Raw genomic sequence first — 25,863 nt, 5'->3', positions numbered from 1 at the left:
TTAATTATAAAAGTATGAAACAGCTAAAATATTTTTACCTCATCATACTGGCAGCGATAACTACTTCCTGTCAGAAAGTTTTGGACACCAATCCTACTGATTTTATTGATCCGAAAGCTTTTTACAAAACACCAGAGCAGCTGCAAAGTGCGCTCAATGGAGTTTATAATGCTTTGGGCACCATAGAGGTATATGGAAACAATTACCTGTATATGTTTACTACCAATACAGATGAATCTTATGGAAAGACGGTAGAGTTAACCACTACTTATCAGTACGATGCTGCGGATGCAAAGAACGAACTGTTCTGGAAAGGCCTTTATACGGGCATTCAGCGAGCCAATCTATTGCTTTCCAAGGTTGATGATGTGGAGATGGATCAGACTGCAAAAAACGTAATCAAAGGGCAGGCCTTGTTTCTGCGCGGTTTTCAGTATTTCATGTTGGTTAGTAATTATGGAGATGTTCCACTGATCCTAACGCCTACAGCATCAGTAACTGAAGTGAATATTGCGAGAACCCCGATGCGGGAGGTATATGCACAAATCACTAAGGATATGATTGATGCCGAATCCTTATTGCAAACGCAGACTGCTACATCATTGGGTATGGGTGGTAAAGTTACCCGCACAGCTGTTCAGGGAATGTTGGCGAGGGTATATCTTTATATGGCGGGCTTTCCTTTAAACGATACAGAAAAATATAAAGATGCTTTGTTTTGGGCGGATAAAGTAGTACATCCGACAGGGAATGCACCTGAACATGCACTAAATCCGGATTACAGAGATATATTCCTAAAATATGCAAAAGAGCAGTACGATGTGAAGGAAAGCATGTGGGAACTGGAATTTTGGGGCAACAATACGGGTGGGGTTAATTTTGGAAATACCTATACAGGCAGGTTTTGCGGAATTACCTGCAATGATGCAAATAAAGGATTTAGCTCCGGATCGGTAAATGCAACCCGGAAATTGTACAACTCTTATCAATTAAACCCATTGAGTACTGCCACACCAAACAAAGCCTCATTCGACTGGAGAAGGGATTGGAATTGTGCCAATTATACCTGGGGCTCAGGAGCAACCGCTGTGAAGACGAATGTTACAAATACATGGCTCATGAATGCAGGGAAATGGCGTAGGGAATACGAGATTGTGGAGCCAAAAGACAAAAATTACACTTCCCAGAATTTCGCATTCCTCCGTTATTCGGATGTATTGCTGATGCTTGCTGAAGCTGAAAACGAAGTGAATGGGCCTGCTAATGCCTATCAGTATGTGAATATGGTTCGTAAAAGAGCATACGGTATATTGTATGGAAATGTAGTAAAACACATTGCAGTAACTAAAGGGGGGACAGGATATACGAGCGTGCCAACAGTAACAATTACTGGCGGTGGTGGCAGTGGAGCTACTGCCGAGGCTACCATTTCAGCTGGGGTTGTTACTGGTATCATCATTACTTCACCCGGAACTTTGACTGCCTCAGGGCCTTATTATACAACTGCACCCACCATTACGATTACCGGAGGTGGTGGATCAGGTGCTACCGCTACCGCCACGATCACCCAATCTACCGATGCAGACCTGTCGACATTAGAGATTTCCAGCAAAACAACACTGCTTGATGCGATAAAGGAAGAAAGGTCAAGGGAGCTTTGTTTTGAAGGTTTAAGAAGAAATGATCTGATTCGTTGGGGGAAATTTGTAGCAGATATGAAAGCTTTTCTGACCTATGCAAATGGCAATGCCGGAACGGCAACGAATATTACCACAGCTGCTACCAAGGTTTCATCCAGGAATATTTTTATGCCCATTCCTATCCATGATATTCAACTGAATAATTTATTAGTACAAAACCCGGGATATTAATCTTCAAATTATGAAATGTATATATATGCTGCTTTTTGCTGTGCTACTGTTTGTTTCCTGCAAAAAAATGGATGTTGTTCAACCTGACTTCGAAGTTCAACTGAGCAAGTTTCAATATAAAGTTGATGATACGCTGAGGTTTAACTTTTCTGGCGATGTAGAAAATATTGTTTTCTATTCTGGGGAACGTGGCTTCAGGTATGCAAATAAAGATGTGGTGACGATAGAGCGTGGAATTCCGCAGCTACAGTTTACAACAGCCCTTGCGGGAACAGCACAAGCCAATTCTCTTAAAGTTCTGGTTACTAAGAATCTGCTTGGAAAGACTTCAGAAAACATATTGGCCAGTAACTGGACGGACATCAGTGATCAGGTAACGCTGGCTGTCAATTCCACCAGCACAGTATCTGGAATCATTGATCTGAGCACATATGCTGCAGACGATACTCCTTTTGCACTGGCATTTAAGTATGATGCGGTAATGAAACCCACAGTTGCACAGCCTACCTGGGTTGTCCGCGCCTTTTCTATCAGTAATTTGTTTCCCGACAAATCAACCCTGCCCCTTGTTTCATTAGCCACGGGGCCATGGATGGCCTATAACTTTAAAAATCCAACTGCTGCATGGGTGGTTTCTGCAACTGAATTGAGGATGAATGGTGGGGCTGCAAACTCAGCAGATAATGAAGATTGGCTGGTTACAGGACCTTTAAATTTAAATGCAACAAAGGAAGTTGCTGATTTTGGATTAGCAATACAGAATCTCGCGGGACGCAGATTAACCAATTATAGTTATGTGTATAAAAACCCAGGTGTTTATAAAGTAACTTTAGTTGGGTTTAATAACAATATTGATGGCAATAAAAAAGTGGTCAGGGAATTTGAAATTACTGTAACGCAATAAAATAGTAGAGATGGAATTATTGAAAAAAGTTACGCTCTTTTTGCTTCTGATTGGAGGTGGTATGGTAAAGGGGCAAACCCTTAAAAATGATGTTTATGACAATTCTAAGCCGATAGTACTACTGCAGCCCTTGGATATGCAAAGGGTTCAGCAAATTGCAGCGATGTTGCCGGAAAAACCTGCTGGATTTGGGGAAACTTATAACAATCGTAAAGAATGGGACAGGCTATTTAAGACCGGGAAATATGCTAAACTGCTCAAAAGTGCCGATAGTTCATTAAACGAACCTTTTCCAGCCTGGAGCGATTCAGACTACCTCGCTTACTGGACTAAGGGAACTTCTGTTCCTGGAAAGAACATGCTTCAAAAACGGTTGTTATGGCTAACACAGTATGTATTTGCAGAATGCCTTATGGATCAAGGGAAATATACCAAGGCAGCAGAAAATGCAATACTCGAGCTGTGTCGTCAGAAATCATGGGTAAATCCTACACATGATTATAATAAAGTAAATTTTGAGGGGAAAAAATATCTGGTCGAGTTATCGGCCGTAAGTTATGCCCATCATATTGCTCAGGCATTATACCTGCTGGATGACAAGATCGATCCAAAGGTTAAAGCAGAAGCGATCAAAGCCCTGCAGCTGCGGGTATTCGATCCTGTATTGAACTCAGTTGCCACTGGCAACAAGGAGAATTTCTTTTTAACGAATACCAATAACTTTAATGCGGTTTGTCTTTCAGGTACTGTTGGTGCTGCCGAAACTGTCATTAACGACAAAACAGAAAGAGCTAAATTTATCGCCATTGCGGAGCGCTATCATAAAAACGGCGTTCATGGTTTTCTGCCTGATGGCTATTGTACTGAAGGTTTGGGCTATTATAATTATGGTTTCGGGCATTTTGTTCTTTTACGTGAAACAGTATACAAAAGCACTAATGGCCAAATTGACCTGTTTGCAGACCCCAAGGTAAAACTGATTGCAGAATTTCTTCCCAAGACAGTAATTATCCATGATGTATTTCCTTCAATTGGTGATTGCAGACCCTATACCCAGCCATCCGCATTTATTCTCTATTATGTAAATAGGAACCTTGGTATAGATATTTCAAGCTTTAAGAAAAGCACTTTTGAAGGCCGTTCCACAGATTTGGCTGAAAGTATTCTAGCCGTTTTCCCCGAAAAAATATCTTCTGCGAAGGTTACCGTAAATGCTAAGGGTACTGAACTCAGGTCTTACTTCGACCAAGCAGGGGTACTTACTGTTCGGCCGGGGAAAAACTCGGATTTAGATATGGGTGTTGCTATTAAAGGAGGCAACAATAATGAACACCATAACCACAACGATATTGGATCTTTCTCTGTTGTGATTGGAGATGAGGTATTGATGGGGGATCCGGGAATTATACCTTATACTTCCAAAACTTTTGGGCCGGAAAGGTACACTTATAAAACCATTGCTTCTTATGGGCATCCGGTACCTCTTGTTGCAGGTCAGGAGCAGGTACCTGGAGCTGCGGCGAAAGCCAATATCATCAGTACTAACTTTACTGATGATCAGGATAAGCTGGTGATGGACATTGCTTCAGCTTACCCGGTAAAGGAACTGAAAAAACTAGAAAGGGAATTTATTTACAACCGCAAGCCAAGGGGATCTCTGACAGTTGGTGACAATTTCAGCTTCAGTAATGGTCAAACCTATGAGACTGCCTTAATTACAAGGGGAAATTGGAAGCAGATCAATCCCCGTCAAATTGAAATCACCGGTAAGAAAGATAAGATGTTAGTTACCATAGAGAGTAAAAATGAATTTGAAATTAAAAGTGAAGAGCTGTCTGAAGGAGGAAAACCTTATACCCGTTTGGCTATCCGTTTAACCAAACAGGTTAAGGAAGGTGCCATTTCAATGACTTTTAAACCCCTAAGATAAATGAGATTACTGTGCTGCTTATTACTAATGACCATAACTGGGAATAGCTTTTCCCAAACGTATCAGCCCGAATGGCAATCACTGGATAAAAGAGAAACTCCGGGTTGGTGGACTGATGCTAAGTTTGGTATCTTTATTCATTGGGGGCTTTATTCAGTCCCAGCCTATGCACCTGTTAATGAAGTTGAAGGGGTTTACGAAAAATATGCCGAACATTATGAAAACAGACTGATACAGGGCAATAAATTATTTAGTGCGCATCATAGGAAGTTTTATGGCGAACAGTTTAAATACAGCGATTTTGCACCAATGTTTAAAGCAGAATATTTTAAAGCAGATGAATGGGCCGAGCTCTTCGTTAAATCAGGTGCAAAGTATGTGGTGCTTACCTCTAAACACCACGATGGATTTTGTTTATGGCCCAGTGCTGAAAGCAATAAATGGAACAGTGTTGATGTTGGACCACGTCGCGATATTGCTGGTGATCTTACCAATGCGGTTAAAGCTAAGGGATTGAAGATGGGGTTTTATTATTCCCTGCTGGAATGGACTAACCCACTTTATAAACCCCAAACTATAGACAGTTACGTGGAGAGCCATATGTTGCCTCAAATGAAAGACTTGGTTAACCGTTATAAGCCAGAGGTGATCTTTTCGGACGGGGAATGGGATTATGAATCGGGAAAACTTAAAAGCACGAAGTTTCTATCCTGGTTATATAATGAATCTGCAGTGAAAAATACTGTTGTGGTAAATGACCGTTGGGGAAAAGAAACACGAAGTAAACATGGCGGCTATTACACAACTGAATATGAGCTGGTACATGATGCCAAAGGGATAGGTGAAAAAGCTGAACATCCCTGGGAAGAGAGCCGCGGAATAGGAACTTCCTATGGTTTTAATCGGTTCGAAACCTTAGATCATTATTTTTCAAGCAAACAGTTAGTCGATTTGCTGATCGATAAAGTGAGTAACGGCGGCAATCTTTTGCTTAATATCGGACCCGATGCCAATGGACTCATTCCGGTAATTATGCAGGAACGTTTATTGGATATGGGTAGCTGGCTGAAGGTAAACGGAGAAGCCATATATGGTACTTCTTCATGGGCCAACAGACCTCAGCATAGTAAGGGCCAAACTATTTTTTACACTCAAAAAGGAAAAGATCTTTACGTGATCTGTACAAAATGGCCAGAAACTGATCTGCTGATCAGTAAGGTTAAAAAAGCAGGTAAAGTAAGTTTATTAGGTTCTGGAGCTTCAGTTAAATCTGTCATAAAAGGAGATCAGTTAAGGATCCAAGCTCCTACTTTAAATCCAGCAACAATGCCATGCGAACATGCCTGGGTATTTAAAATAGAGTGTTTTAATTAATCTATTGTCAATGCATATGAAATATAAAATAATTCTGTTCCTGGGGCTGTTCATTCATACCTTAAATGGATTTGCACAAGCGCTTAATAAATCCCTTTTTCCTAATGGGAGTAAGGTTTGCTTTGTCGGTAATAGCATTACTAATAACGGGGAGTATTACAATGATTTGTGGATGTACTATGCCACACGGTTCCCGAAGGAACAAATCAATTTTTTCAATTGTGGGATTTCCGGAGATGTTGCTGCCGGAATCTTGAAAAGGATGGATAAGGATGTTCTGATCCATGAACCTACCCATGCGGTGATGATGATTGGGATGAACGATGTGAAACGAGATCTTTATGGGAAAAAAGATGCTAATGATGAGTTAAAGGAAAAGGCGTTGACGGCTTACAACAGCAATACAGATGCCGCTGTAAGTATCTTGAAAAAACGAGTAGGGAATGTAATTCTCCTTAAACCTTCAATTTATGATCAGACGGCAGTTATAGAAACTCCGAATTTGTATGGTGTTAATGATGCTTTACAAAGGTGTGCTGAACAAATGCATTCCCTATCTGAAAAGTACCAAACCGGCTTAGTCGATTTTCAGACTGTTTTGCTGCGTATCAATAGAGAAGAACAGGCAAAAGATCCTGCATTTACCATTATCGGTAAAGATAGAGTACATCCCTTGTCTGCCGGTCATTTTGTAATGGCTTACCAGTTTCTTAAGGATACAAAGGCCCCTCAATATGTCTCGAAATTAGTGATTGGGAATGACCTGTCGGCATCACAAAAGAATAGCTTTAACGCAGAAATAAAAAAGCAATCCAATAAAAATAACGTGCTCAGTTTTGAATGTATTGAAAAGAGTCTGCCTTGTCCGGTTAAAGAATCTGCAAAAAAAGCGCTTAGTTGGGTTCCTTTTTATGAAGAATTTAACACTGAGCTATTGCAGGTGAAAAGTTTACAACCGGGGAGCTATAATCTTTTTATTGATGATGTTTTAATTGCTTCCTTTACCGATGAAGCGTTTTTAACCGGAATTAATCTGTCGTTATATCAAAACACACCTCAATATCAGCAGGCTATAAATGTGATGGATGCCTGTGTAAAATACAGGGATGCAGAAGCAGTGATTCGTAATCTTCGGTTTGTTGAATTTAACGAGCTTTCGGGCCTTAAAGATCAATCCGATATAACTGTAGTGGAGCAATATCTGGATAAAAGACTGGAATCTTTAAAAGATGGGGGCCATTATGAATATTATCAGAAACAATTTAAAAACTACATTTTGAAAAAGAATGGAGAAGCAGAGGCCTTAAAGAAATTACCGGTTCTAGCTGCGGCTATTTACGAGGTAAACCAGCCAAAGCCTCATATTTTTAAAATTGAAAAAAAGCCATAGAACTTGAAGATGGAAAGAAGAAAATTTATAAAGGATCTGGCGGCCTTTGCTGCACTTCCTATTGCTGCACCACTGATGGGGGCCATCAGTAGCGGTGCAATTAAACCCAATGCAAAAATCTTATTGCGTTCGTCCTGGCAGACTGTTAATATCGGCGATATTGGGCACACTTTTGGAATTATGGAGCTGTTTAATACCTATCTCCCTAGGGCTGAGATAACGCTATGGCCAAATAATCTGGAGAATGGTGTGGATAAGTTGCTAAAGAAGAGTTTTAGTCAATTAAAACTTGCTCCTGGAAAAATTGATACTAACGGAAAACCAACTACACCAGAACTGCAGCAAGCATTTGAAACATGCGACATTATGGTACATGGCTCTGGTCCCTGGATTGTTGTTCCAGTCGATCTAAGGGCATGGTATAAACAAACTGGTAAGCCTTTTGGTATGTACGGTATTTCGTTGGTTGATGGTGATGTAGCATCTTTAGACTTAATCAACAAGGCTTCGTTTATATATTGCAGGGATACTGCTTCATTAGATTATTTAAAATCTTTAAAGTCAAAATGCCCGTTAACGGAGTTTGCTCCGGATGCAACTTTTGCGATTAACCTTAGAAATGATCAGCTTGCAACTGATTATCTGAATAGGGTAGGTTTGAAAAAAGGAGAATTTATCTGTGTGATACCTCGCCTTCGGTATACGCCATACTGGAAAATGAAGGGGGTACAGCCCACAGAGGAGGAGTCAAAGAAATACATGATTTCCCAGTATTATAATGAAACAGACCATGCAAAACTTCGTGAGGTGATCATCAGATGGGTAAGGGAAACCGGCTTAAAGGTATTGGCCTGCCCCGAAGTTATTTATCAGGTTGAGCTAGCCAAAGAAATATTGGTAGATCCACTTCCCGAAGATGTGAAAAAACAGGTAGTGTGGCGGGATACCTATTGGATTCCGGATGAGGCTCAATCGGTCTATGCTCAGGCAAGGGCGCTGATTAGTTTCGAAATGCACTCACCGATCATTGCCTTTTCATCAAATGTCCCTGCTATTCATCTCAGACAGCCAACAGATACTCGAAAGGGACAGATGTGGGCAGATATTGGTTTGTCAGAATGGCTTTTTGAAATTGATTTTACCAGTGGGAACCAAATTGGAGATACACTGATGGAAATTCATGGAGATTATCCCAAAGCACTCAAGAAATTGGCTAAGGCAAAGGAATTTGTAATCAAAAGGCAAAAAGACTCAATACATAAAATTATAGATTCTATTTGAGGAACTAAATCATTTTTGCTAGGTTAGGCGTAACAGCTGGGGTGATTCTGTGTGTTGCCGGGACAAAGAAATATGCCAATTAGATACCGTATTCCTTACGGCTCCCCTACGGCTAAAGTCGTAAAGAACCCGTAGAGAACCTGTATAGAATAGGTGGGGTATATGATATCAAAACCTAGTAAAATATTAAACATTTCTCGGGTTTAAGTGTAGTCTTCATAATCCTGTCATGATGATTGATTACGCTTTCTAATACCTGCAATAGTATGCTGGTTTTTGGATTTGACATGAGTTTAAAAGGAGAAAAATTGAAGATAGCTTACATGCTGTGTTATCATTGTTTAGAAAACCGTCTTTATTTCAATAAAGACGGTTTTCTAATTTACTAATAATGAATCTATATTTGATGAAGAAAAGTTGAAAAAGTAGCATGCAAGAATTTAATAGAAAAACAGAAACTGGAGCCGTAGCATATTTTCGCCATTGTATAAAAAATGGAGATGCAATAGGAGCATTAAGTTGCTTTCATACTCAGGCGGTTTATATAGATAGAGAGGGGAAGGAGCTAAGGGGACTTGATCAGATTCAGTCGGCGATGAATAACATATGCGCATTAAAATTAGATATTAAAGGCGGAACTCCGCATGTAACTGTGGTTGATGATCTGGTTATGTGGCTTGATCAATGGGAAATGACTGGAAATACACCAGATGGACATCCGATTAAAATGACAGGCCATACTTCTTGTGTAATGAAAAGAAATGAGGAGGGGAATTGGTTGTGGATAGTTGACAATCCTTTTGGATCTGCTGTGTTAATTAATAACGGGTAAAATGAATAATAATAGAGTATATAAAATGTCTTTTGCAGGCGTTTACCCACATTACATCCAAAAAGCGGAGAAAAAAGGCCGCACAAAAGAGGAAGTAGATGAAATCATATTTTGGCTGACTGGATATGATAGACAAACATTTCAACTACATCTCGATAACAAGACTGATTTTGAAACTTTTTTTGCTCAGGCGCCACAAATAAATCCAAACGTTTCAAAAATTACCGGTGTAATCTGCGGTTACCGTGTGGAAGAAATCGAAGATGAACTTATGCAAAAGATACGTTATTTGGATAAATTGATTGATGAATTGGCAAAAGGAAAAGCAATGGATAAGATTCTAAGGAAGTAAACTATGTTTTAGAAAGCAAAAGTATATCTGTTACTTCTAAAACCTGTTTCGAATATCCATCAATAGTCACATTTATCATTGCTTTTCCCACCTGTTCCAGGGTGAGAAAATAACTGGGACTAAAAACTCTAAATAACGGAAACAGGACATTGATCACTTTATAGATCCCTTTCATGTTTTTAGCACCTTTTGTTGGTTTCATAAAAGCAGGGCGAAAATTATAAACAGCTTTAAACGGAAGTTTCATCAGGTCATTTTCTGTTTTTCCCTTTACTCTGGCCCACATTTGTTTTCCTTTTTCGGTACTGTCGGTGCTGGCTCCGGAAACATAACAGAATGTCATTTGCGGATTGACTGCTGATAAAATTTTTGCAAAATCTAAAGTCAGGTTGTAGGTTACTTTGGTGTAAGCCTCTTCGTTCATCCCTAGAGAAGAAACCCCCAGGCAAAAATAACAGGCATCATAGTTTTTTACGCTATCCACAATGGGGCCTATATCATTGAAGTTACTGTGTATGATTTCTTCAATTTTAGAATGTGCGTATCCACTTGGCTTGCGGTTGATCAACAAGATTTTTTCTACTTTTGGGTTGGCTATACATTCTTGTAGTACACCTTCACCTACCATTCCGGTAGCTCCAGTTATGATGACTTTTAATTTCATTGCGTTTTTTTGGATTGAAACTACACGTATAATAAGCTAAATCTCATATATCGAAAATAACCATTTTTATCTATCTTATTGATGATGTTTTTGTATGATCATTTCGACTGCTGTTTAAAGAAATCGATGATCACCTGGTTGGCAGCAGGAGGATAAGCATGTCCTCCGGGATGACTATAGATCACTACAGAGCTGCCGATACTGGATTTATATAAGATGGCATTAGCTGCAAAAGGTACGCCTGTATCACTGCAATCATTTAATCTTAACAAGAACTGGCAAGTAGCTTTCTGCCATTGGGTTTTTACGAGCTCATCTTTTTCACCATAAAGATGTAATACAGGTTTTGGTTTGAGTTGTTTCATTACTTTTGCCGCAACAGCGGCAGTTGGTGCCACAGCCGCGAATACTGGCCCTCTGGCAGCCCAGAGTAGATAGGTAAAACCCCCTCCATTAGAATGCCCAGTGACATAAATCCTATTTGTGTCAATGTGGTAGTTCTTTTGTAAAGACGCGAGCATAGCATCAAAGAATTTCAAGTCGCGGTCGCCATATGCTCCAATACCCTTTTGCCAGCCAGGCAATTTTCCTTCTGGGTCGGTTAACTGCCCAACTGTATTCAATCCTTGCGGACATATAAAGATGGCTTCTGGCCACAACTGGTCAAATCTCCGTGTTTTGTACATATTTTCCATGTTGCCACCATGACCATGAAAAGTGAAAATAATGGGCGTTTTGTTAGTTTTAGCGCCATTAGGGATATACACCAATGCTTTCCTTATGGTGTCGCCGATCTTCCATTCCATGACCTGTGGATTGGGATTCTCTATTTTTACACTTTGGCCATATGAAGGCATCGAAGGAACTAGCAAAACAGCCAGAATAAAGGTGCAGAACAGGTGGAATCTTAAAATCATAGTTATTCTGTGTTTTATAAAACTCAAAGTGATTATAACTCCATAGAGTAGAATAAAATCAAATGGTTTAATTGGTCTTTCTGGAAAACAACAACTTAAACAATTGTCAATATTGAGGTGTTATAAATACATGAAATACGATTATGGAACGTAAGAGCCCCATTAAACTATGATTATATTATGGAAGTATCTTCGTCCTCATCGCCTGCTAATTGTCATATCGCTTTTACTTGCGGCCTCGGCACAACTACTCAGCCTGCTCGATCCGATTATATTTGGTCTTATCATTGATAAATATGCAACGAATAAGGATCGACTTCCCGAAAATGAACTGATACGTGGTATTCTGTATTGGCTATTATTGGCCTTAGGAATTGCCATACTGGCCAGGCTTTGCAAGGCCGCGCAGGATTATGTGACCCGCAAAGCTGTAGCACGTTTTGGCATGCATATCTTCAACGATGGGTTGAAACAAACGCTTCGGCTATCTTTTCAGGAATTTGAGGACAGCAGGAGTGGTACAACCTTATCAGTACTGCAAAAGGTAAAAACAGATACTGAGCGTTTTTCCAATGCATTTATCAATGTGCTGTTTTCTTCATTGGTTGGAGTTGGCTTTCTGATTTGGTACAGTATCAGCAAGAACTGGCTGTTGGTGCCCGTGTTCTTTGTCGGAGTGCTATTATTGGGCTCGCTTACCGGATTACTCTCTAAAAGAATAAAATATATACAGCGCTCTATTAACAGACAGACGGATAGCCAGGCGGGGGTGATTACCGAAAGTCTACGCAATATAGAATTAGTCAAAAGCCTTGGCTTAACCTTTTCGGAGATCAGGAGGTTAAACGAGCAGACTCTGAAAATATTTAACCTCGAGATGCTTAAGGCAAGAAAAGTAAGCGTGCTTTCTTTTTTACAGGGAAATTTGCTCAGCATACTGAAGCAATCCATACTATTTATCCTCTTGTGGCTGATTTTTAGAAAGGTACTTTCTACGGGTGAATTGATCGCGATGCAGTTTATTTCAACCGCAATATTTACACCTTTGCAGGATCTTGGAAACATGATCATTCTTTATCGGGAAGCCGATGCGTCTTTGAATACTTTTGATAGATTGATGAAACGCCCTGTGGAGCAACGCCCAGATAATTCGGTTGAAGTAGGCAATTTGCAAAGCCTGGAGTTCAATGATGTTGTATTTAAACATAAAACAGCCGGATATAATGCGATAGACGATTTATCGTTTAGCATAAAGTCCGGACAAACCATAGCCTTTGTCGGGCCTTCGGGCTCAGGAAAGTCGACGCTGGTTAAACTTCTTGTCGGCTTGTACAGGCCGGTTATGGGGGAGATCTGTTACAATGGGATTTCCTCAACACGGGTTAGCTACAATCCACTGAGAAGGCAGATTGGATTTGTAACACAGGAAACTCAGCTGTATGCAGGTACCATTAAGGATAACCTGCGCTTTGTTAAACCTACCGCCACGGATGAGGAGATCAACCTTGCGCTTAGTAAAGCATCGGCTTCCGGTTTAATTGCAAAAGCTTCTAACGGAATTTATACTGTACTTGGTGAAAATGGTATGAAACTTTCAGGCGGTGAAAAGCAACGTTTGTCAATTGCCAGGGCCTTATTAAGAGAACCCCGTTTGCTGATTTTCGATGAGGCCACTTCCGCATTGGATTCCCTGACAGAGGAGGAGATTTCTAATACGATCAGGGAAATATCTGACAGCCGCAAACAGATGACGATCCTGATCGCACACCGCTTGTCTACCGTGATGCATGCCGATGTGATTTATGTGTTGGAAAAAGGAAAGATTTCTGAATCAGGTTCACATCAGGATTTACTGGAAGAGAAGGGTTTGTATTACTCGATGTGGCGGCAGCAAATTGGCGAAAGAAGGTAGTTCTTTTTCAGCCCTATTCTGTATGCGATTTTTAGTTATATTGCTAATATCACATAACGCTAAAATGGATAGAAAGAAAAAGAAACAAGCAGCAGTTAAGTCTGCTGCAAATATCGAACATCAACGCAAGGTTTTAAAGGAAAGGTTTTTAGATCGTATTAAGAAATTAATTACACTTGTTGGTGGTGAAGACCTCTTGGAAAAGTATTCACCCATTTATTTCGATAAACTTTACGAATGTCGTTATCCAGTGCTAAAAGCTAAAGCCGCTCCCGGTACAGATATTGCGAAGGCCAGAATAGTTCAGTTTAATAAATTGTTGCTACAATTTATGGACGGTGTTGAATTGACGCTACCGAATGGCAATAAAATCCCGATAGCGTGGTATCTTTCCGAAGGAATGACATTAAGCGATAGTATGAGCGAGCTTGAAATTAATGGTGATCCAAGCCGGAAAGAAATGAAGAAGCATTTTGCTTTCGGTTCACATGAAAGTAAGTTCCACCACGATCTGCAGGAAATATTGATTGACCTGGTAACTGAAACCTGTATATTTCTGAGTGATTACAATGACCATATTTACAGGGCAGATCTTTCAATGACACCTTATTTTGCCCCATTTAATCCCTTAAATGATATTATTATCTACACTTTTAAACCTAAAAAAGAGACGATAGATACAAGCAAAGGCATGCGGGCTGCTATACGACTGGGCTGGGTTTCTCCGGACTTCCAGTGGGAGCACTTTAATGTGAAGCCTTCCCAATTGGGATTTATGACTGCAGGTCTTGATATTCCTCTGGAATTATACATCAGTACGCATACTTTTGACAGGCTACAGAAAAGAATCAATATCACCCCTGGTATCATGCACCAAATATTGTTGCTTACCTTTTTACAGCGAGAAATAGCTCACCGATGGAACGGAAACGAGAGTCATGTCGATTTTTTAGTCTCTGGTCAGAAAGTTGGATATCTTGTTGTGAAGCTACATGGAAGTAAACTGATGATCCACACTTTCTTATTTCTAACCAACAACGATACTTTCGAAGGTGAAAAACTTGGACGTCTTTTAAGTATTGTTAAGGAGGATAAAAAATATCTGGAGATAGATACACTTCCGACTTTCAATGCATATCATATTGAGAAAAATGAACAACTAAGTAAACTGTTTAAAGATGCTGGTTGTGGCTCTTTGTTAAAATTAGGGCACCTTCAGGAATTCACCGCCAATCAGGTGGCAGATAAAGATCCTGAATCTATTTTACACTATTTAGCCGATGCTCCATATCTCAATAGAGGGTAAAAAAGTCTTACCTTACTTAAAAGTTAGATTAATCTAAAATAATTGTTAGTTATTTATGTTTTTATAGTTAGGTTTGTAAAATAACCTAACGAAATGTCAACACGATTATTTTTTACGCTTGGATCTCTCTGCAGTCTGGTTGCCTTAATGGTGGCTTGCGAGAAGGTCATGCCATCAGCGGCTCCAGAGGATGAGTTGCTTGACGGCCCCGTAGCAGAATTAAGCTACGAGCAAAGCCAGCGGTTTCTCTTGGGAGACGTGGCTTTTAATGATGAAGTTTTTACACCAGAAATGGGATTGGGGCCAATCTTTGTTGCTACCAGTTGTGGCAGTTGTCACGCTGGAGACGGTAAAGGACACCCTTTTACCACACTCACCAGATTTGGGCAGATTGATGAAACCGGTAACAAGTTCTTAGCTCAGGGTGGACCGCAATTACAAAATAGGGCAATACCTGGGCATATGCCCGAACAAATACCAGCCGGAGCGACTTTCTCTAAATTTACGCCACCTGCAAATACTGGATTAGGTTTTTTTGAACTCGTTTCTGATACAGATATTTTGGCTATGGCTGATCCAGATGACCTTGATCATGATGGCATTTCTGGAGTTCCGAACTATGGTAGCTTACCTAATTATGTAACGCCATTTAACAACGCTATTCCTAAAAATGGGAAGTACATTCATCGGTTTGGTAAAAAAGCGGCGGCCTATAATTTACTGCACCAAACCGTTAATGCATACAACCAGGATATCGGTATTGCCTCTAGCTATGATCCAGTAGATGTTTATACTCACCTAACCATCGATCCGGAAATTTCTACTCAAACCGTAAACAATGTTGTGTTTTACTTACAAACACTAAAGTCACCAATTCAACGCAATCAAGGAGATCCAGAAGTTCAAAATGGTCGGTTAATATTTGACCGTATCAATTGCTCTGGTTGTCACAAACCTACGCTCAAAACAGGCCCTTCATCTATCAAAGCCTTATCAAATGCCACTTTTCAACCCTACACGGACCTATTGCTACACGATATGGGGCCGGGGTTGGATGATGGTTACACAGAAGGTTCTGCAAAGACTTATGAATGGCGAACACCACCATTGTGGGGCTTAGGGCTCTCTGCAAATTCGCAAGGTGGAGGATATCATTTAATGCACGATGGGCGGGCGAAAAGTATTGAAGAAGCCATACAGTTACATGGAGGAGAGGCGACCTCAGCAAAGAATAAATTTGTCCAACTTTCTGCCACTGAAAAAAACAATCTACTTAAATTCTTACGCTCACTATAACCATGGAAAGAAAAGATTTTTTAAAAACATGTGGCTTTGCCTGCTTAGGCGGAATTGGAATTTCTACCCTTTTAGAAAGCTGCGGTTCGCTACAAGTATTAACAGGAGAAATAGCAGATAGTAATTTAATTGTGCCAATAACAGATTTCGAAATCAAAAAGGCAAGTAAAAAGGAGTTTAAGCGGTATGTGATCATTAACAATGACCTTTTGAAATACCCCATCTGTGTGTACCGTTTTGATGCGCAGACCTATAGTGCATTATGGATGCAATGTACGCACCAGGGTACAGAGTTACAGGTATTTGGAGATAAGCTACAATGCCCTGCTCATGGTAGTGAATTTAACAACAAAGGAATCATGCAAAATGGACCTGCGGATACCGATTTACGCACATTCCCCATAACGATTGAACAAGATCATCTCAAAATTTCGCTAAAAGCAGTATGAAGAAATTAGCTACTATATTAACTATCATTCTAATCACCAGCCTTACGGTCAAGGCTCAGATAGATCCCAAACTTTTAAAAAAGCCGGGGAGTGATACCGTAAAGCAAACATTGAATATGGATGCTGTATATGATCGTCCATTTGTAGCGGTAGGGAAATTACCGGTCTCAGTTGGAGGATATATGGAAGCCAACTGGCAATACACAGGTACAGATGGCATTTCTGATGGACAGCAGTTTCAGTTTAGAAGAATGACCTTGTTTGTGGCATCTAGTATTGGAAAACGAATTAAATTCTTGTCAGAAATTGAATTTGAACCTGCCGATAAGGAAATCGCCATAGAATTTGCTGCATTGGATCTTGAACTTCACCCATTGTTGAATTTAAGAGGTGGAATGATCATGAATCCTATAGGTGCATTTAATCAGAATCATGATGGGCCAAAGTGGGAGTTTACAGATCGGCCTATTGCCATGACACAGATGCTACCAGCAACTTGGAGCAATGCTGGATTTGGTATTTATGGCAAATACTACAATACCAATTGGATGTTTGGATATGAACTCTACGCTTCAAGTGGCTTTGACAATTCGATTATTGCCAATGTGGAAAATAGGACCTTTTTGCCTGCGGCTAAGGAAAATACGGAAAGATTTGAAGAAATGGCAAGTGGACAACCTTTGCTAACCGGAAAAATTGCGGTAAGACACAATAAAATAGGAGAAATAGGATTGTCCTATATGGGTGGGATCTATAACAAATGGCAGGATGATGGGATTGTGATCGATGATAAAAGACGATTGGATGTATTTGCGGTAGATTTTAATACTACTTTACCGCGACTCCATACTTTTATTACTGCAGAGTGGGCTTGGATTAAGGTAAATGTTCCTTCAACGTATACTCAGCAATTCGGTAATAGGCAGCAGGGCGGGTTTGCAGATATCGTTCAACCGATTTTAAAAAAGACAATATTGGGCTGGCAAAAGGCGACGGTTAGTCTTGCCTGTCGACTGGAATATGTGGATTGGAATGTCGGCAAGTTTGTAGAAACTGGTGAAAATATTGGGGATCAGTTATGGAGTATAATGCCAGGGCTTAGCTTTAGACCAAGACCGCAAACTGTATTAAGAATGAGTTATAGAATACAGCAGCAAAAAGATCTTTTAGGTAATCCACCTGCCAAAACAGCTGCTATTCAATTCGGGTTATCTACTTACTTTTAATGTTGATGATTGGAGAGCGATCTCAGACTTCGTGTATTAGACATACAAAAGCCGGATATTTACTAAAATATCCGGCTTTTGTAATAAAACAAAGGAGACTATTTCTTAGCCTCGTTTAGTAATTGAGTATGTAAACGAACATACTCAGGATTTTTCATCTCTGTAGCTAATTGCAAACCAGATGCAGCTGTTTTTGCAGCACCTGCTTTATCGCCCGTTTTTAATTGGATACGGCCTTTTAATAATTTTATCCAGGGTGCTTTACCATCAGCAGCATCTGCTGCAGTAGCCCATTCTAAAGCTTTATTTAAATCCTTATCATTTGCATAATAATACTGAGCTGCCTGGAAGTAAGGTTTTTTCTCGCCTTTCATCGCTGCATCAATACTAGCCATTACTGTAGCATCCACTTCAGTGGTCATGTCTACACTTATACCAGTATTTTCCCACATCAATTGTAATTTAGCAGTTGTAGGGTATACATCGGTAAATTGAATAGTGAAAGTTTCAACTTTATCTTTCAATTTGTTGGCTTTAACTTTAACTCTTAAAGCATCATCAGCTTCTTTATATTCATAAGATCCCCATTGTTTCGCGCCTTTGTTGAATATAACTGTCCATTCATCTTTGCCTGGAATGGTAAATAAACCATATTCGCCAGCAGGTAACTCTTTACCATCAATTTTAACAGGTTCAGTAAAACTGATTGTAGTAGCCGAGTTTGCACCAGTACGCCATACCGATCCATAAGGCTCCAGATCGCCAAAAATTTTACGACCTTTTACATTGGGACGAGAATAATTAAGGGTGATTTTACCTAACCCAAAGTTCTGGGTAACAGTTTGACTTGTGCTCGGTTGAGGCATTTTTAAGCCTTGAGCTTGAAGGTCAGCCGTTAATGATACGGTTAACGCGAACAACAAAATTGCTTTAATAGTCTGTTTCATATGAATATATATATTTAAAAGGTTAATTAACCAATTATAAATTTGATGCTACTAATCTACACCTATCATTGTATATTCTGTATTAAATATAAGGGCTAAGTGGAAACTTGACGAAGAAATTAGAAAATCATACTTAAATTAGCTGCTATGGTTAATACACGGAACGCTTTATCTGGCTTTATTGTTTTTTTTATTTTATTGATTGCCGCTAAGCAGGTGATTGGACAGGAAGTTGAAACTGGTGTTTCAAAAAAACTGGCTATACATAGAAAAGCAACTATAAGTGACATTCATTATGCACTTGAATTTGATATTCCTGCTAAAAAAGCGGAAAAAATTGCTGCTATAGAGGTGCTAAGCTTTAATTTAACTGAAAACAAACAGATTTTACAGCTTGACTTCAAAGAGGACCCTGAGAAATTGAAAAAACTGGTTGTAAATGAGAAGGTCGTTCCCATTCAACACAATAAAGAACACTTGCTAATAGTCGCTAAATACCTAAAAAAAGGAGTTAATCAAGTTAAAATAGAATTTCAGGCAGGTGAATCTGCTTTGAACCGCAATGGAGATTATTTATATACTTTATTTGTTCCAGATCGAGCAAGAACTGTTTTTCCATGCTTTGATCAGCCCGATTTAAAGGCCACCTATAATTTAACTTTAAAAGTTCCGGTAAGCTGGAAAGCAATGGCAAATGCGCCATTAAAAGATTCGACGCTGTTAAATGGTCGTAAAATTTATCGTTTTGTAACATCCGATATTTTAAGTACCTATCTGTTCTCATTTGTCGCCGGAAAATTTGAACTCCAAAAAGGTAGCGTAGGACAGATGAACACGGACTTTTTGTACAGAGAAACGGATACAGCAAAAATACGGTACAGCATGCATGAGCTATTTAAGATCCATACGGATGCCCTTAAGTATTTTGAAGACTGGACAGGCATTGCATATCCATTTCAGAAATTTGGTTTTGCCGCCATTCCCGATTTCCAATTTGGCGGAATGGAGCATGTGGGGGCGGTACAATACAAGGCTTCAACCTTGTTTTTGGATGGAACAGCTACAAAAGATCAGTTGAATTCTAGAAGTAACCTGATTGCCCACGAGACTGCACACATGTGGTTTGGTGATTTGGTAACGATGAACTGGTTTACTGATGTTTGGATGAAAGAAGTGTTCGCCAATTTTATGGCTGATAAAAGTGCGGAAGGTACTGTTGGTAAAGATGTATTTGATTTGAAATTTTTAGTGGATCATTTTCCTGCAGCTTATGGTGTGGATCGTACGACGGGGTCTAATCCGATAAGACAGGAGTTGGATAACTTAAAAGATGCAGGGACTTTGTATGGAAATATCATTTATCATAAGGCTCCTATTATGATGCAGCAGTTGGAGCGTTTGATGGGAAAAGACAAATTTAAGCAAGGGGTAAGAGAATACCTTAAGAAGTTTGCCAATAGCAATGCATCCTGGCCCGATTTGATTACCATTTTGGATAAATATGCGGATGCTGACTTACAAGCCTGGAATAAAGTGTGGGTAAATGAACCTGGAAGACCAGTGCTGGAATATACCATAGAAAAGAAAGGTGATAAAATAAACAAATTTGTAATCAAACAGGTTGCAGAGTATGGTAGGGAGAGGATTTGGCCTCAGTTTTTTGAACTGACTTTATATTACCCTGATCATACGAAGGAAGTAACGGTTAATTTAAACGCTCCACAGGTTGAATTGAAAGAAGTGGAGGGAATGGACCTGCCATTATTTGTTTTGTTCAATTCTTCTGGACAAGGTTATGGTTTATGGCCGATAGATCGGGCAATGTTTCCTCAATTGTATACCATTGATAAACCACTAAATCGTGCTGCGGCATATATTTCGCTATATGAGAATATGCTGAATAGCAGGTCTGTGAAACCTGCAGAATTGTTAACCCTTTTTCTGGATGGGTTGAGAAAAGAAAAGGAAGAATTGAATCTCAAATTGATGACAAATTATATAGGTACCATTTATTGGGAATTTATGACTCCCCAGGAGCGAATCAGTTTAGGCGAATTACTGGAAAAAAGAATTTGGAGTGCTATGTTGATACAGCTCGCACCTAATTCTAAAAAACTGTTGTTTAAAGCTTATCAGGACGTGTTCTTAAGTCAGGATGCCAACAGTAAGTTATATGATATTTGGAAAACAAAAAAAGCCCCTGAAGGCTTGAAGCTTTCTGAAGATGACTATACCGGATTAGCTTTTTCTTTGGCATTAAGAGCGGGGAACGATTCCAATATTTTGAAGGATCAACTGTTACGTATTACTGACGCGGATAGAAAGATTCGGTTTGAGTTCATCATGCCTGCGCTTTCTTCCAATCAGGCAGAAAGAGATCAGTTCTTTAAGAGCCTCGAGCAGAAAGTAAACAGACAAAAGGAATCTAATGTAGGAGCGGCACTTTACTACCTGCACCATCCTTTAAGACAGTCGACTTCTGTGAAATATCTGCAGAAAAGTTTGGAACTGCTGGAGGAGATCCAAACTACAGGTGATATCTTCTTCCCTCAAAGTTGGTTACAAGCTACATTCGGTTATTATCAAAGTGCAGAGGCCGCTACTATTGTGACTGATTTTTTAAAAAATCATCCTGATTATAACCCTAAATTAAAGGCCAAGATATTACAATCTTCCGATAACTTGTTCAGGGCACAAAAGCTTTTACAGTAGTTATAGTTCGATGGATTTGTAGGTTATTTTAATACTTTGTATGCTTTTGTTTTTGGTGATGATCATTTTTGAAGGGTAGCCATCTGCATTGTATTCATAGCTGAAATCTACATTTTCCAATGGAAATTTCTGGTTTCGATAATTGAGTAGATTGTTAATGCAGTAGCTTAGGAACCAATGTTCGAATTCAAACGCAAGCAGTTGAGTGTAGCGGATATTACTGGCAATACCGTTTTTTTGATCAAAGATATAAGTATGCACATTTGTCGATCCTAAATTATTGGTTGCGTTTACTGTTGATAGGTTTCCAGATGTGGTGTAGGATTGGATATGGGTATCTGTCAGCTGATCTGATTTGTTGTAATAATTAATTGTGCTGACCTGTTGCAGATTATTATAGCTTAGTGTGTAGAATCCTATTGGACTGAAATTGTGTTGAAGGTCGTTATAATCGAACATCAGCATTTTGTTGATTGTTTTTTTATCCTCCTTTCTGTAATACGTTTTATAAATTAATTTGTCGCGCTGATATTTTTCAAGTATGGATGGATATTGATCTGCATCATAAATGATGAGGGCTTTGACGCCTGCTGCTTCAGAAATTTCTGTGAGTAATGTCGTGTTTTCCATATATTTTAAGTTGATAATTAATCCGGAACCTTCAAGCTTTATAGGAATAAATTTTTTAATTACGGCGGGTGGTTCGGGCGCTATGATCTCTATTTTAGTGTTTTGATTTTTTTTACAAGCCAGTACTAACAATAATGCAAAGAGAGCTGAAAAGTGATAATGTTTTAAATTGCTCATGGTTCAATTGATTTATGTTGATTTTATCAGAATTTTTATTGGTAAACCTCTCGATGTTTAGCGTATAAAAAAAAAATATTCATATTAAATTATTTCATTCAATAGATAAATTTTCATTGAAAAACATGCATTGGATGATTGGATAAGCAGTACTTTTACGGCACGATTTCTTTTTAGCACGTACGTTTATTAAATTATATTATGGACGATTTTTTAGCTGCCCGCCTCCAGATGGCCTTCTCCTTAGGCTTTCATATTGTTTTTGCCTGTATCGGTATGGTAATGCCTTTTTTTATGTCTCTAGCCCATTTTTATTGGCTCAGGACAAAAAAAGTAGTCTACCGGGATGTGACCAAAGCCTGGAGTAAGGGAGTAGCTATATTCTTTGCCACGGGAGCAGTTTCGGGCACTGTATTGTCTTTTGAACTCGGCCTGCTTTGGCCCAAATTTATGGAGCACGCTGGACCGATATTTGGAATGCCGTTTTCTTTGGAGGGAACGGCATTTTTTATTGAAGCGATTGCATTGGGCTTTTATCTCTATGGTTGGAATAGGCTCAATCCATGGTTTCATTGGGCAACAGGAGTGGTTGTTGGTATCAGCGGCTTACTTTCAGGAATTCTGGTGGTTGCCGCAAATGCCTGGATGAATAGTCCTGCCGGTTTTGATTATGTAAACGGACAGTATTTAAACATAGACCCTATAAAAGCCATGTTTAATGAGGCTTGGTTTTCTCAATCGCTGCACATGTGTATCGCCGCATTTGTTTCAACAGGTTTTGCGGTTGCAGGTATTCATGCTTTAATGATCCTTAAAGGAAAAAGTGTGAAATTTCATAGTACAGCGTTTAAAATTGCTGCTGTATTTGGTACTGTAGCAGCCTGTCTGCAACCTTTAAGTGGTGATATCTCGGCCAAAGATGTGGCTAAGCGACAACCAGAAAAGTTAGCGGCCATGGAAGCTCATTTTCATACCGAAAGATTTGCGCCGCTCATCATAGGTGGGATACCGGATACGGCGAATAAGAAAGTGGATTATGCGATTAGAATTCCCGGCTTATTGAGTTTTATGGCTACAGGCGATTTTAATGGAGAAGTTAAGGGACTCGATAGTGTTCCTCAGGAAGACCAGCCACCAGTAACGGTTACCCATTATGCTTTTCAGATTATGGTCGGCTTAGGGATGGCTATGGTATTAATTGCTGTTTTATATTTCATCGCTTTGTGGAAGAAAAAGGATTGGCTACGTAGTCGTTGGTTGTTAAAATTGTTTGTCATCGCAACTCCTTTGGGTTTTATAGCCCTCGAAGCTGGCTGGACGGTTACAGAAGTAGGTCGACAGCCCTGGATCATTCGGGGCGTGATGCGAACGGCAGATGCCGTAACGCCTATGCCCGGTATCGCTTATTCCTTTTACTTATTTACAGCGGTGTATATTTCTTTGGCTGTCATCGTAAGTTTATTGTTATTTAGACAGATCAGTATGGTCGACAAATTGTATGATTCCGCAAACCAATCAAAAGATGAGCAATTATGATTTATGTAGTTATTATTTTCCTTTGGACTTCCATTTTGTTGTACATTCTGCTGGGTGGAGCTGATTTTGGTGCCGGTATTATCGAATTGTTTACCTCTAAAACCAATAAAGCCAAAACTCGTAAAACGATGTATAAGGCCATTGGGCCTATTTGGGAAGCTAATCATATGTGGCTTATTATTGCGGTAGTGATCTTATTTGTAGGGTTCCCTAAAATATATACTACGATCTCGGTTTACTTACACATTCCATTGGTGTGTATGCTGTTGGGGATCATTGCAAGGGGGACGGCTTTTGTCTTCAGGAACTATGATGCGGTGAAAGATGATATGCAAAAAGTGTATACCCCAATTTTTGTGTATTCGAGCTTAATTACCCCATTTTTTTTAGGAATTATTGCGGCTAGCTCTGTTTCAGGACAGATTGATCCCCAGGCAAATGATTTTGTGTCGGCTTATATTTTTAGCTGGTTAAACTGGTTTTCTGTAGCCGTAGGGATCTTTACGGTGAGTATTTGTGGTTTCCTGGCTATTATTTTTATCATTGGACAAACAGATAATGATGGCGACAGACAGCATTTTGTTGGGAAAGCGAAGCGCGCGATCTTTATCGTTATGTTTTGTGGAGCTTTGGTTTTTGCTGCAGCCTATGCGGAGCATATTCCGTTAGCCACATGGATTTTTGGCGATACGCCGGGCTTAATTGCAATTATTGCAGCAAGTATTTCTTTAATTATTATGTTTTATGCACTAAATAAGGATAAACCGATTCTGTTGCGATTGTTAGCAGGGTTTCAGGTGGCTATGATTTTGTTTGCTGCAACGTATACACATTTTCCTGATATCGTATTGCTAAAAAATGGTGAAAATCTTTCTCTTGTTGCCCACCAGGGGCAAGTAAAAACGATAGCCTCATTAGGGTATGCATTGCTTATTGGTAGTCTATTCATTTTACCAGCCTTGGTTTATTTAATCTATATTTTCCAGAAACCTAAAGAGATAATTGCTGATCATTAGCAAAAAAATAATCCTAAAGTTTGGATGCTTGTGTAACAAATTACGATAACAATTTCTAATAGAGTGGTTTTTGTGCTTAATTCGTGGTCTTTTATAAATTGATGAATTAATAATTCCATTAATATGTAATGGGACATTAAACCTAAGCCACTTTATAAAGTCTTAAATTTAATATCGCAATTAATATAATAACACCAAATATGAAAACAGGATTTATTAAAATAACATTTTGTACGGTTTTGTTTGCCGGTCTAGGCTCAGTTGCTCAGGCTCAAAAGGTAAATAATCTACAAGAAGTTAGCATATTCGCTCCTCACGCGATTAAAATTGACGGTAAGAATTTCGAGTGGAAAGACTCGGATTTTTCAGGAAATAAGCGGACCAACCTTTCTTATATTATCAGTAATGATGATAAAAATCTTTATCTGATTATTAAATCTACTGAGATCGGGAACAATTCTAAAATATTGGCTGGAGGTATTACTTTTTCGGTAAACCCGGATGGCAAAAAGAAAGAGAAGGAAAGTATAACATTGACTTATCCGATTCCGACCCAATTTGGTAGAGGGCCAGGTGGTGGCGGCGGTGGCGGTGGCCGACGGGCAATGGGAATGACGATGTCTATGGGTGGTGGCGGTGGTCCACAGAGCGCAAAACAAAGAGATTCTTTTATGGTTGCCAGGCAAAAAACACAATTGGCAGCTGCTAAGGAGATCAAAATAAGAGGGTTTAAAAATACAACGGATACCTTAGTATCTATCTATAACGAATATGGTATTAAAGCATTCGCCAATATTGATAAGGATAATGCTTTCTTTTATGAAGTAGCAATCCCACTAGAAGCATTAGGTATTTCAGTAGCCGAACCAAAAGAATTCGCTTATAACATTAAGCTGAACGGCTTACAGTTGCCAGATTTTGGTGGCGGTGGAGGTGGCGGTAGCTTTGGCGGTGGCGGTCGTGGAGGTTCTGGCGGCGGTGGTGGTGGCGGAGGTCACTTTGGTGGCGGAGGCCGTGGAGGGATGGACTTCCAGGCTATGTTAAGCCCGACCGATTTTTGGGGAAAGTACACACTTGCAAAGAAATAAAACCTCAATAAAGTAAAGAAACACACAAATACACCCCAACCATACAAACACAC

Annotated in this window: 21 protein-coding genes; 17 read left to right on the top strand and 4 right to left on the bottom strand. The window is 39.5% G+C overall.

The genetic code is table 11. The features are described from left to right. The first annotated feature begins 14 nt into the window (after nt 1-14). The 8 genes from EZ444_RS10805 to EZ444_RS10770 all read left to right on the top strand — a co-directional run bounded on the left by EZ444_RS10805 (nt 15) and on the right by EZ444_RS10770 (nt 9,934). Nucleotides 15-1,871: a RagB/SusD family nutrient uptake outer membrane protein gene (locus EZ444_RS10805; protein WP_131608763.1), complete on the top strand. Its 1,857-nt coding sequence runs from the start codon at nt 15-17 to the stop codon at nt 1,869-1,871. Nucleotides 1,872-1,881: 10 nt separating this feature from the next. Further along, nucleotides 1,882-2,775: a DUF5017 domain-containing protein gene (locus EZ444_RS10800; RefSeq protein WP_131608762.1), complete on the top strand. Its 894-nt coding sequence runs from the start codon at nt 1,882-1,884 to the stop codon at nt 2,773-2,775. 10 nt (nt 2,776-2,785) lie between these two features. Then, the gene (locus tag EZ444_RS10795; protein WP_131608761.1) at nt 2,786-4,705 is read left to right on the top strand and encodes a heparinase II/III family protein; all 1,920 of its coding nucleotides are present in this window, start codon (nt 2,786-2,788) and stop codon (nt 4,703-4,705) included. Then, nucleotides 4,706-6,079 (top strand): alpha-L-fucosidase, encoded by a 1,374-nt coding sequence (locus EZ444_RS10790; protein WP_131608760.1) that lies wholly within the window; start codon nt 4,706-4,708, stop codon nt 6,077-6,079. 16 nt (nt 6,080-6,095) lie between these two features. After that, entirely contained in the window at nt 6,096-7,469 is a 1,374-nt protein-coding gene (locus tag EZ444_RS10785; protein WP_165503588.1) for an SGNH/GDSL hydrolase family protein, read from the top strand. A gap of 9 nt (nt 7,470-7,478) precedes the next feature. Next, nucleotides 7,479-8,750: a polysaccharide pyruvyl transferase family protein gene (locus EZ444_RS10780; RefSeq protein ID WP_131608758.1), complete on the top strand. Its 1,272-nt coding sequence runs from the start codon at nt 7,479-7,481 to the stop codon at nt 8,748-8,750. A 430-nt stretch (nt 8,751-9,180) separates the two neighbouring features. After that, entirely contained in the window at nt 9,181-9,582 is a 402-nt protein-coding gene (locus EZ444_RS10775) for a YybH family protein (protein ID WP_131608757.1), read from the top strand. A 1-nt stretch (nt 9,583) separates the two neighbouring features. Beyond that, entirely contained in the window at nt 9,584-9,934 is a 351-nt protein-coding gene (locus EZ444_RS10770; protein ID WP_131608756.1) for a DUF2200 domain-containing protein, read from the top strand. A gap of 1 nt (nt 9,935) precedes the next feature. Here EZ444_RS10770 and EZ444_RS10765 read toward each other — a convergent pair whose 3' ends face one another. Both EZ444_RS10765 and EZ444_RS10760 read right to left on the bottom strand, forming a co-directional pair. Further along, a complete protein-coding gene (locus EZ444_RS10765) occupies nt 9,936-10,598 on the bottom strand; it encodes an NAD-dependent epimerase/dehydratase family protein (RefSeq protein ID WP_131608755.1) in 663 nt (220 codons plus the stop codon). Between the two features lie 98 nt (nt 10,599-10,696). Then, complete coding sequence (locus EZ444_RS10760; RefSeq protein WP_131608754.1) at nt 10,697-11,515, bottom strand: alpha/beta hydrolase family esterase; 819 nt, start codon at nt 11,513-11,515, stop codon at nt 10,697-10,699. Nucleotides 11,516-11,684: 169 nt separating this feature from the next. Between EZ444_RS10760 and EZ444_RS10755 the strand changes: the two genes are divergently transcribed. From EZ444_RS10755 to EZ444_RS10735, 5 genes are all read left to right on the top strand, one after another. Beyond that, on the top strand, nt 11,685-13,427 hold the full coding sequence (locus EZ444_RS10755) for an ABC transporter ATP-binding protein (RefSeq protein WP_131608753.1): 1,743 nt from the start codon (nt 11,685-11,687) through the stop codon (nt 13,425-13,427). Nucleotides 13,428-13,491: 64 nt separating this feature from the next. Beyond that, nucleotides 13,492-14,733 carry a hypothetical protein gene (locus EZ444_RS10750; protein WP_131608752.1) on the top strand — a complete coding sequence of 414 codons (1,242 nt, stop codon included), beginning with the start codon at nt 13,492-13,494 and terminating at the stop codon, nt 14,731-14,733. Between the two features lie 93 nt (nt 14,734-14,826). Further along, nucleotides 14,827-16,029: a di-heme oxidoredictase family protein gene (locus tag EZ444_RS10745; protein WP_131608751.1), complete on the top strand. Its 1,203-nt coding sequence runs from the start codon at nt 14,827-14,829 to the stop codon at nt 16,027-16,029. Between the two features lie 2 nt (nt 16,030-16,031). Continuing rightward, nucleotides 16,032-16,478, top strand: a complete 447-nt coding sequence (locus EZ444_RS10740) for a Rieske 2Fe-2S domain-containing protein (RefSeq protein WP_131608750.1) — start codon at nt 16,032-16,034, stop codon at nt 16,476-16,478. Continuing rightward, a complete protein-coding gene (locus EZ444_RS10735) occupies nt 16,475-17,704 on the top strand; it encodes a hypothetical protein (protein ID WP_131608749.1) in 1,230 nt (409 codons plus the stop codon). Before EZ444_RS10740 ends, EZ444_RS10735 begins: the two co-directional genes overlap by 4 nt. Nucleotides 17,705-17,802: 98 nt before the next feature. On the opposite strand, the gene EZ444_RS10730 is transcribed toward EZ444_RS10735, so the two are convergent. Beyond that, nucleotides 17,803-18,651, bottom strand: a complete 849-nt coding sequence (locus EZ444_RS10730; protein WP_131608748.1) for a DUF2911 domain-containing protein — start codon at nt 18,649-18,651, stop codon at nt 17,803-17,805. Nucleotides 18,652-18,798: 147 nt separating this feature from the next. Here EZ444_RS10730 and EZ444_RS10725 point away from each other — a divergent pair, with 147 nt between their 5' ends. Beyond that, nucleotides 18,799-21,363 carry a M1 family metallopeptidase gene (locus EZ444_RS10725; protein WP_131608747.1) on the top strand — a complete coding sequence of 855 codons (2,565 nt, stop codon included), beginning with the start codon at nt 18,799-18,801 and terminating at the stop codon, nt 21,361-21,363. Here the strand turns inward: EZ444_RS10725 and EZ444_RS10720 are convergent, their stop codons facing one another. Beyond that, nucleotides 21,364-22,170, bottom strand: coding sequence for a hypothetical protein (locus EZ444_RS10720; protein ID WP_131608746.1), 807 nt, complete (start codon nt 22,168-22,170; stop codon nt 21,364-21,366). A gap of 201 nt (nt 22,171-22,371) precedes the next feature. Here EZ444_RS10720 and EZ444_RS10715 point away from each other — a divergent pair, with 201 nt between their 5' ends. From EZ444_RS10715 to EZ444_RS27385, 3 genes are all read left to right on the top strand, one after another. Continuing rightward, complete coding sequence (locus EZ444_RS10715; protein WP_131608745.1) at nt 22,372-23,706, top strand: cytochrome ubiquinol oxidase subunit I; 1,335 nt, start codon at nt 22,372-22,374, stop codon at nt 23,704-23,706. Further along, on the top strand, nt 23,703-24,722 hold the full coding sequence (locus EZ444_RS10710; protein ID WP_131608744.1) for a cytochrome d ubiquinol oxidase subunit II: 1,020 nt from the start codon (nt 23,703-23,705) through the stop codon (nt 24,720-24,722). Before EZ444_RS10715 ends, EZ444_RS10710 begins: the two co-directional genes overlap by 4 nt. 200 nt (nt 24,723-24,922) lie before the next feature. Continuing rightward, nucleotides 24,923-25,810, top strand: a complete 888-nt coding sequence (locus EZ444_RS27385; protein ID WP_131608743.1) for a hypothetical protein — start codon at nt 24,923-24,925, stop codon at nt 25,808-25,810. Nucleotides 25,811-25,863 lie beyond the last annotated feature (53 nt).

Origin of the sequence: Pedobacter hiemivivus (genome assembly GCF_004331685.1) — a bacterium.
GTDB lineage: Bacteria > Bacteroidota > Bacteroidia > Sphingobacteriales > Sphingobacteriaceae > Pedobacter > Pedobacter hiemivivus.
The sequence above is the reverse complement of the archived record's forward strand: the minus strand, read 5'-3'. Positions and strand labels throughout refer to the sequence as shown.

What these genes read in the sequence shown, in the direction of transcription:
- EZ444_RS10805 (WP_131608763.1), top strand. Translation starts at nt 15, where the DNA reads ATGAAACAGCTAAAATATTTTTACCTCATCATACTGGCAGCGATAACT.
- EZ444_RS10800 (WP_131608762.1), top strand. Translation starts at nt 1,882, where the DNA reads ATGAAATGTATATATATGCTGCTTTTTGCTGTGCTACTGTTTGTTTCC.
- EZ444_RS10795 (WP_131608761.1), top strand. Translation starts at nt 2,786, where the DNA reads ATGGAATTATTGAAAAAAGTTACGCTCTTTTTGCTTCTGATTGGAGGT.
- EZ444_RS10790 (WP_131608760.1), top strand. Translation starts at nt 4,706, where the DNA reads ATGAGATTACTGTGCTGCTTATTACTAATGACCATAACTGGGAATAGC.
- EZ444_RS10785 (WP_165503588.1), top strand. Translation starts at nt 6,096, where the DNA reads ATGAAATATAAAATAATTCTGTTCCTGGGGCTGTTCATTCATACCTTA.
- EZ444_RS10780 (WP_131608758.1), top strand. Translation starts at nt 7,479, where the DNA reads ATGGAAAGAAGAAAATTTATAAAGGATCTGGCGGCCTTTGCTGCACTT.
- EZ444_RS10775 (WP_131608757.1), top strand. Translation starts at nt 9,181, where the DNA reads ATGCAAGAATTTAATAGAAAAACAGAAACTGGAGCCGTAGCATATTTT.
- EZ444_RS10770 (WP_131608756.1), top strand. Translation starts at nt 9,584, where the DNA reads ATGAATAATAATAGAGTATATAAAATGTCTTTTGCAGGCGTTTACCCA.
- EZ444_RS10765 (WP_131608755.1), bottom strand. Translation starts at nt 10,598, where the DNA reads ATGAAATTAAAAGTCATCATAACTGGAGCTACCGGAATGGTAGGTGAA.
- EZ444_RS10760 (WP_131608754.1), bottom strand. Translation starts at nt 11,515, where the DNA reads ATGATTTTAAGATTCCACCTGTTCTGCACCTTTATTCTGGCTGTTTTG.
- EZ444_RS10755 (WP_131608753.1), top strand. Translation starts at nt 11,685, where the DNA reads ATGATTATATTATGGAAGTATCTTCGTCCTCATCGCCTGCTAATTGTC.
- EZ444_RS10750 (WP_131608752.1), top strand. Translation starts at nt 13,492, where the DNA reads ATGGATAGAAAGAAAAAGAAACAAGCAGCAGTTAAGTCTGCTGCAAAT.
- EZ444_RS10745 (WP_131608751.1), top strand. Translation starts at nt 14,827, where the DNA reads ATGTCAACACGATTATTTTTTACGCTTGGATCTCTCTGCAGTCTGGTT.
- EZ444_RS10740 (WP_131608750.1), top strand. Translation starts at nt 16,032, where the DNA reads ATGGAAAGAAAAGATTTTTTAAAAACATGTGGCTTTGCCTGCTTAGGC.
- EZ444_RS10735 (WP_131608749.1), top strand. Translation starts at nt 16,475, where the DNA reads ATGAAGAAATTAGCTACTATATTAACTATCATTCTAATCACCAGCCTT.
- EZ444_RS10730 (WP_131608748.1), bottom strand. Translation starts at nt 18,651, where the DNA reads ATGAAACAGACTATTAAAGCAATTTTGTTGTTCGCGTTAACCGTATCA.
- EZ444_RS10725 (WP_131608747.1), top strand. Translation starts at nt 18,799, where the DNA reads ATGGTTAATACACGGAACGCTTTATCTGGCTTTATTGTTTTTTTTATT.
- EZ444_RS10720 (WP_131608746.1), bottom strand. Translation starts at nt 22,170, where the DNA reads ATGAGCAATTTAAAACATTATCACTTTTCAGCTCTCTTTGCATTATTG.
- EZ444_RS10715 (WP_131608745.1), top strand. Translation starts at nt 22,372, where the DNA reads ATGGACGATTTTTTAGCTGCCCGCCTCCAGATGGCCTTCTCCTTAGGC.
- EZ444_RS10710 (WP_131608744.1), top strand. Translation starts at nt 23,703, where the DNA reads ATGATTTATGTAGTTATTATTTTCCTTTGGACTTCCATTTTGTTGTAC.
- EZ444_RS27385 (WP_131608743.1), top strand. Translation starts at nt 24,923, where the DNA reads ATGAAAACAGGATTTATTAAAATAACATTTTGTACGGTTTTGTTTGCC.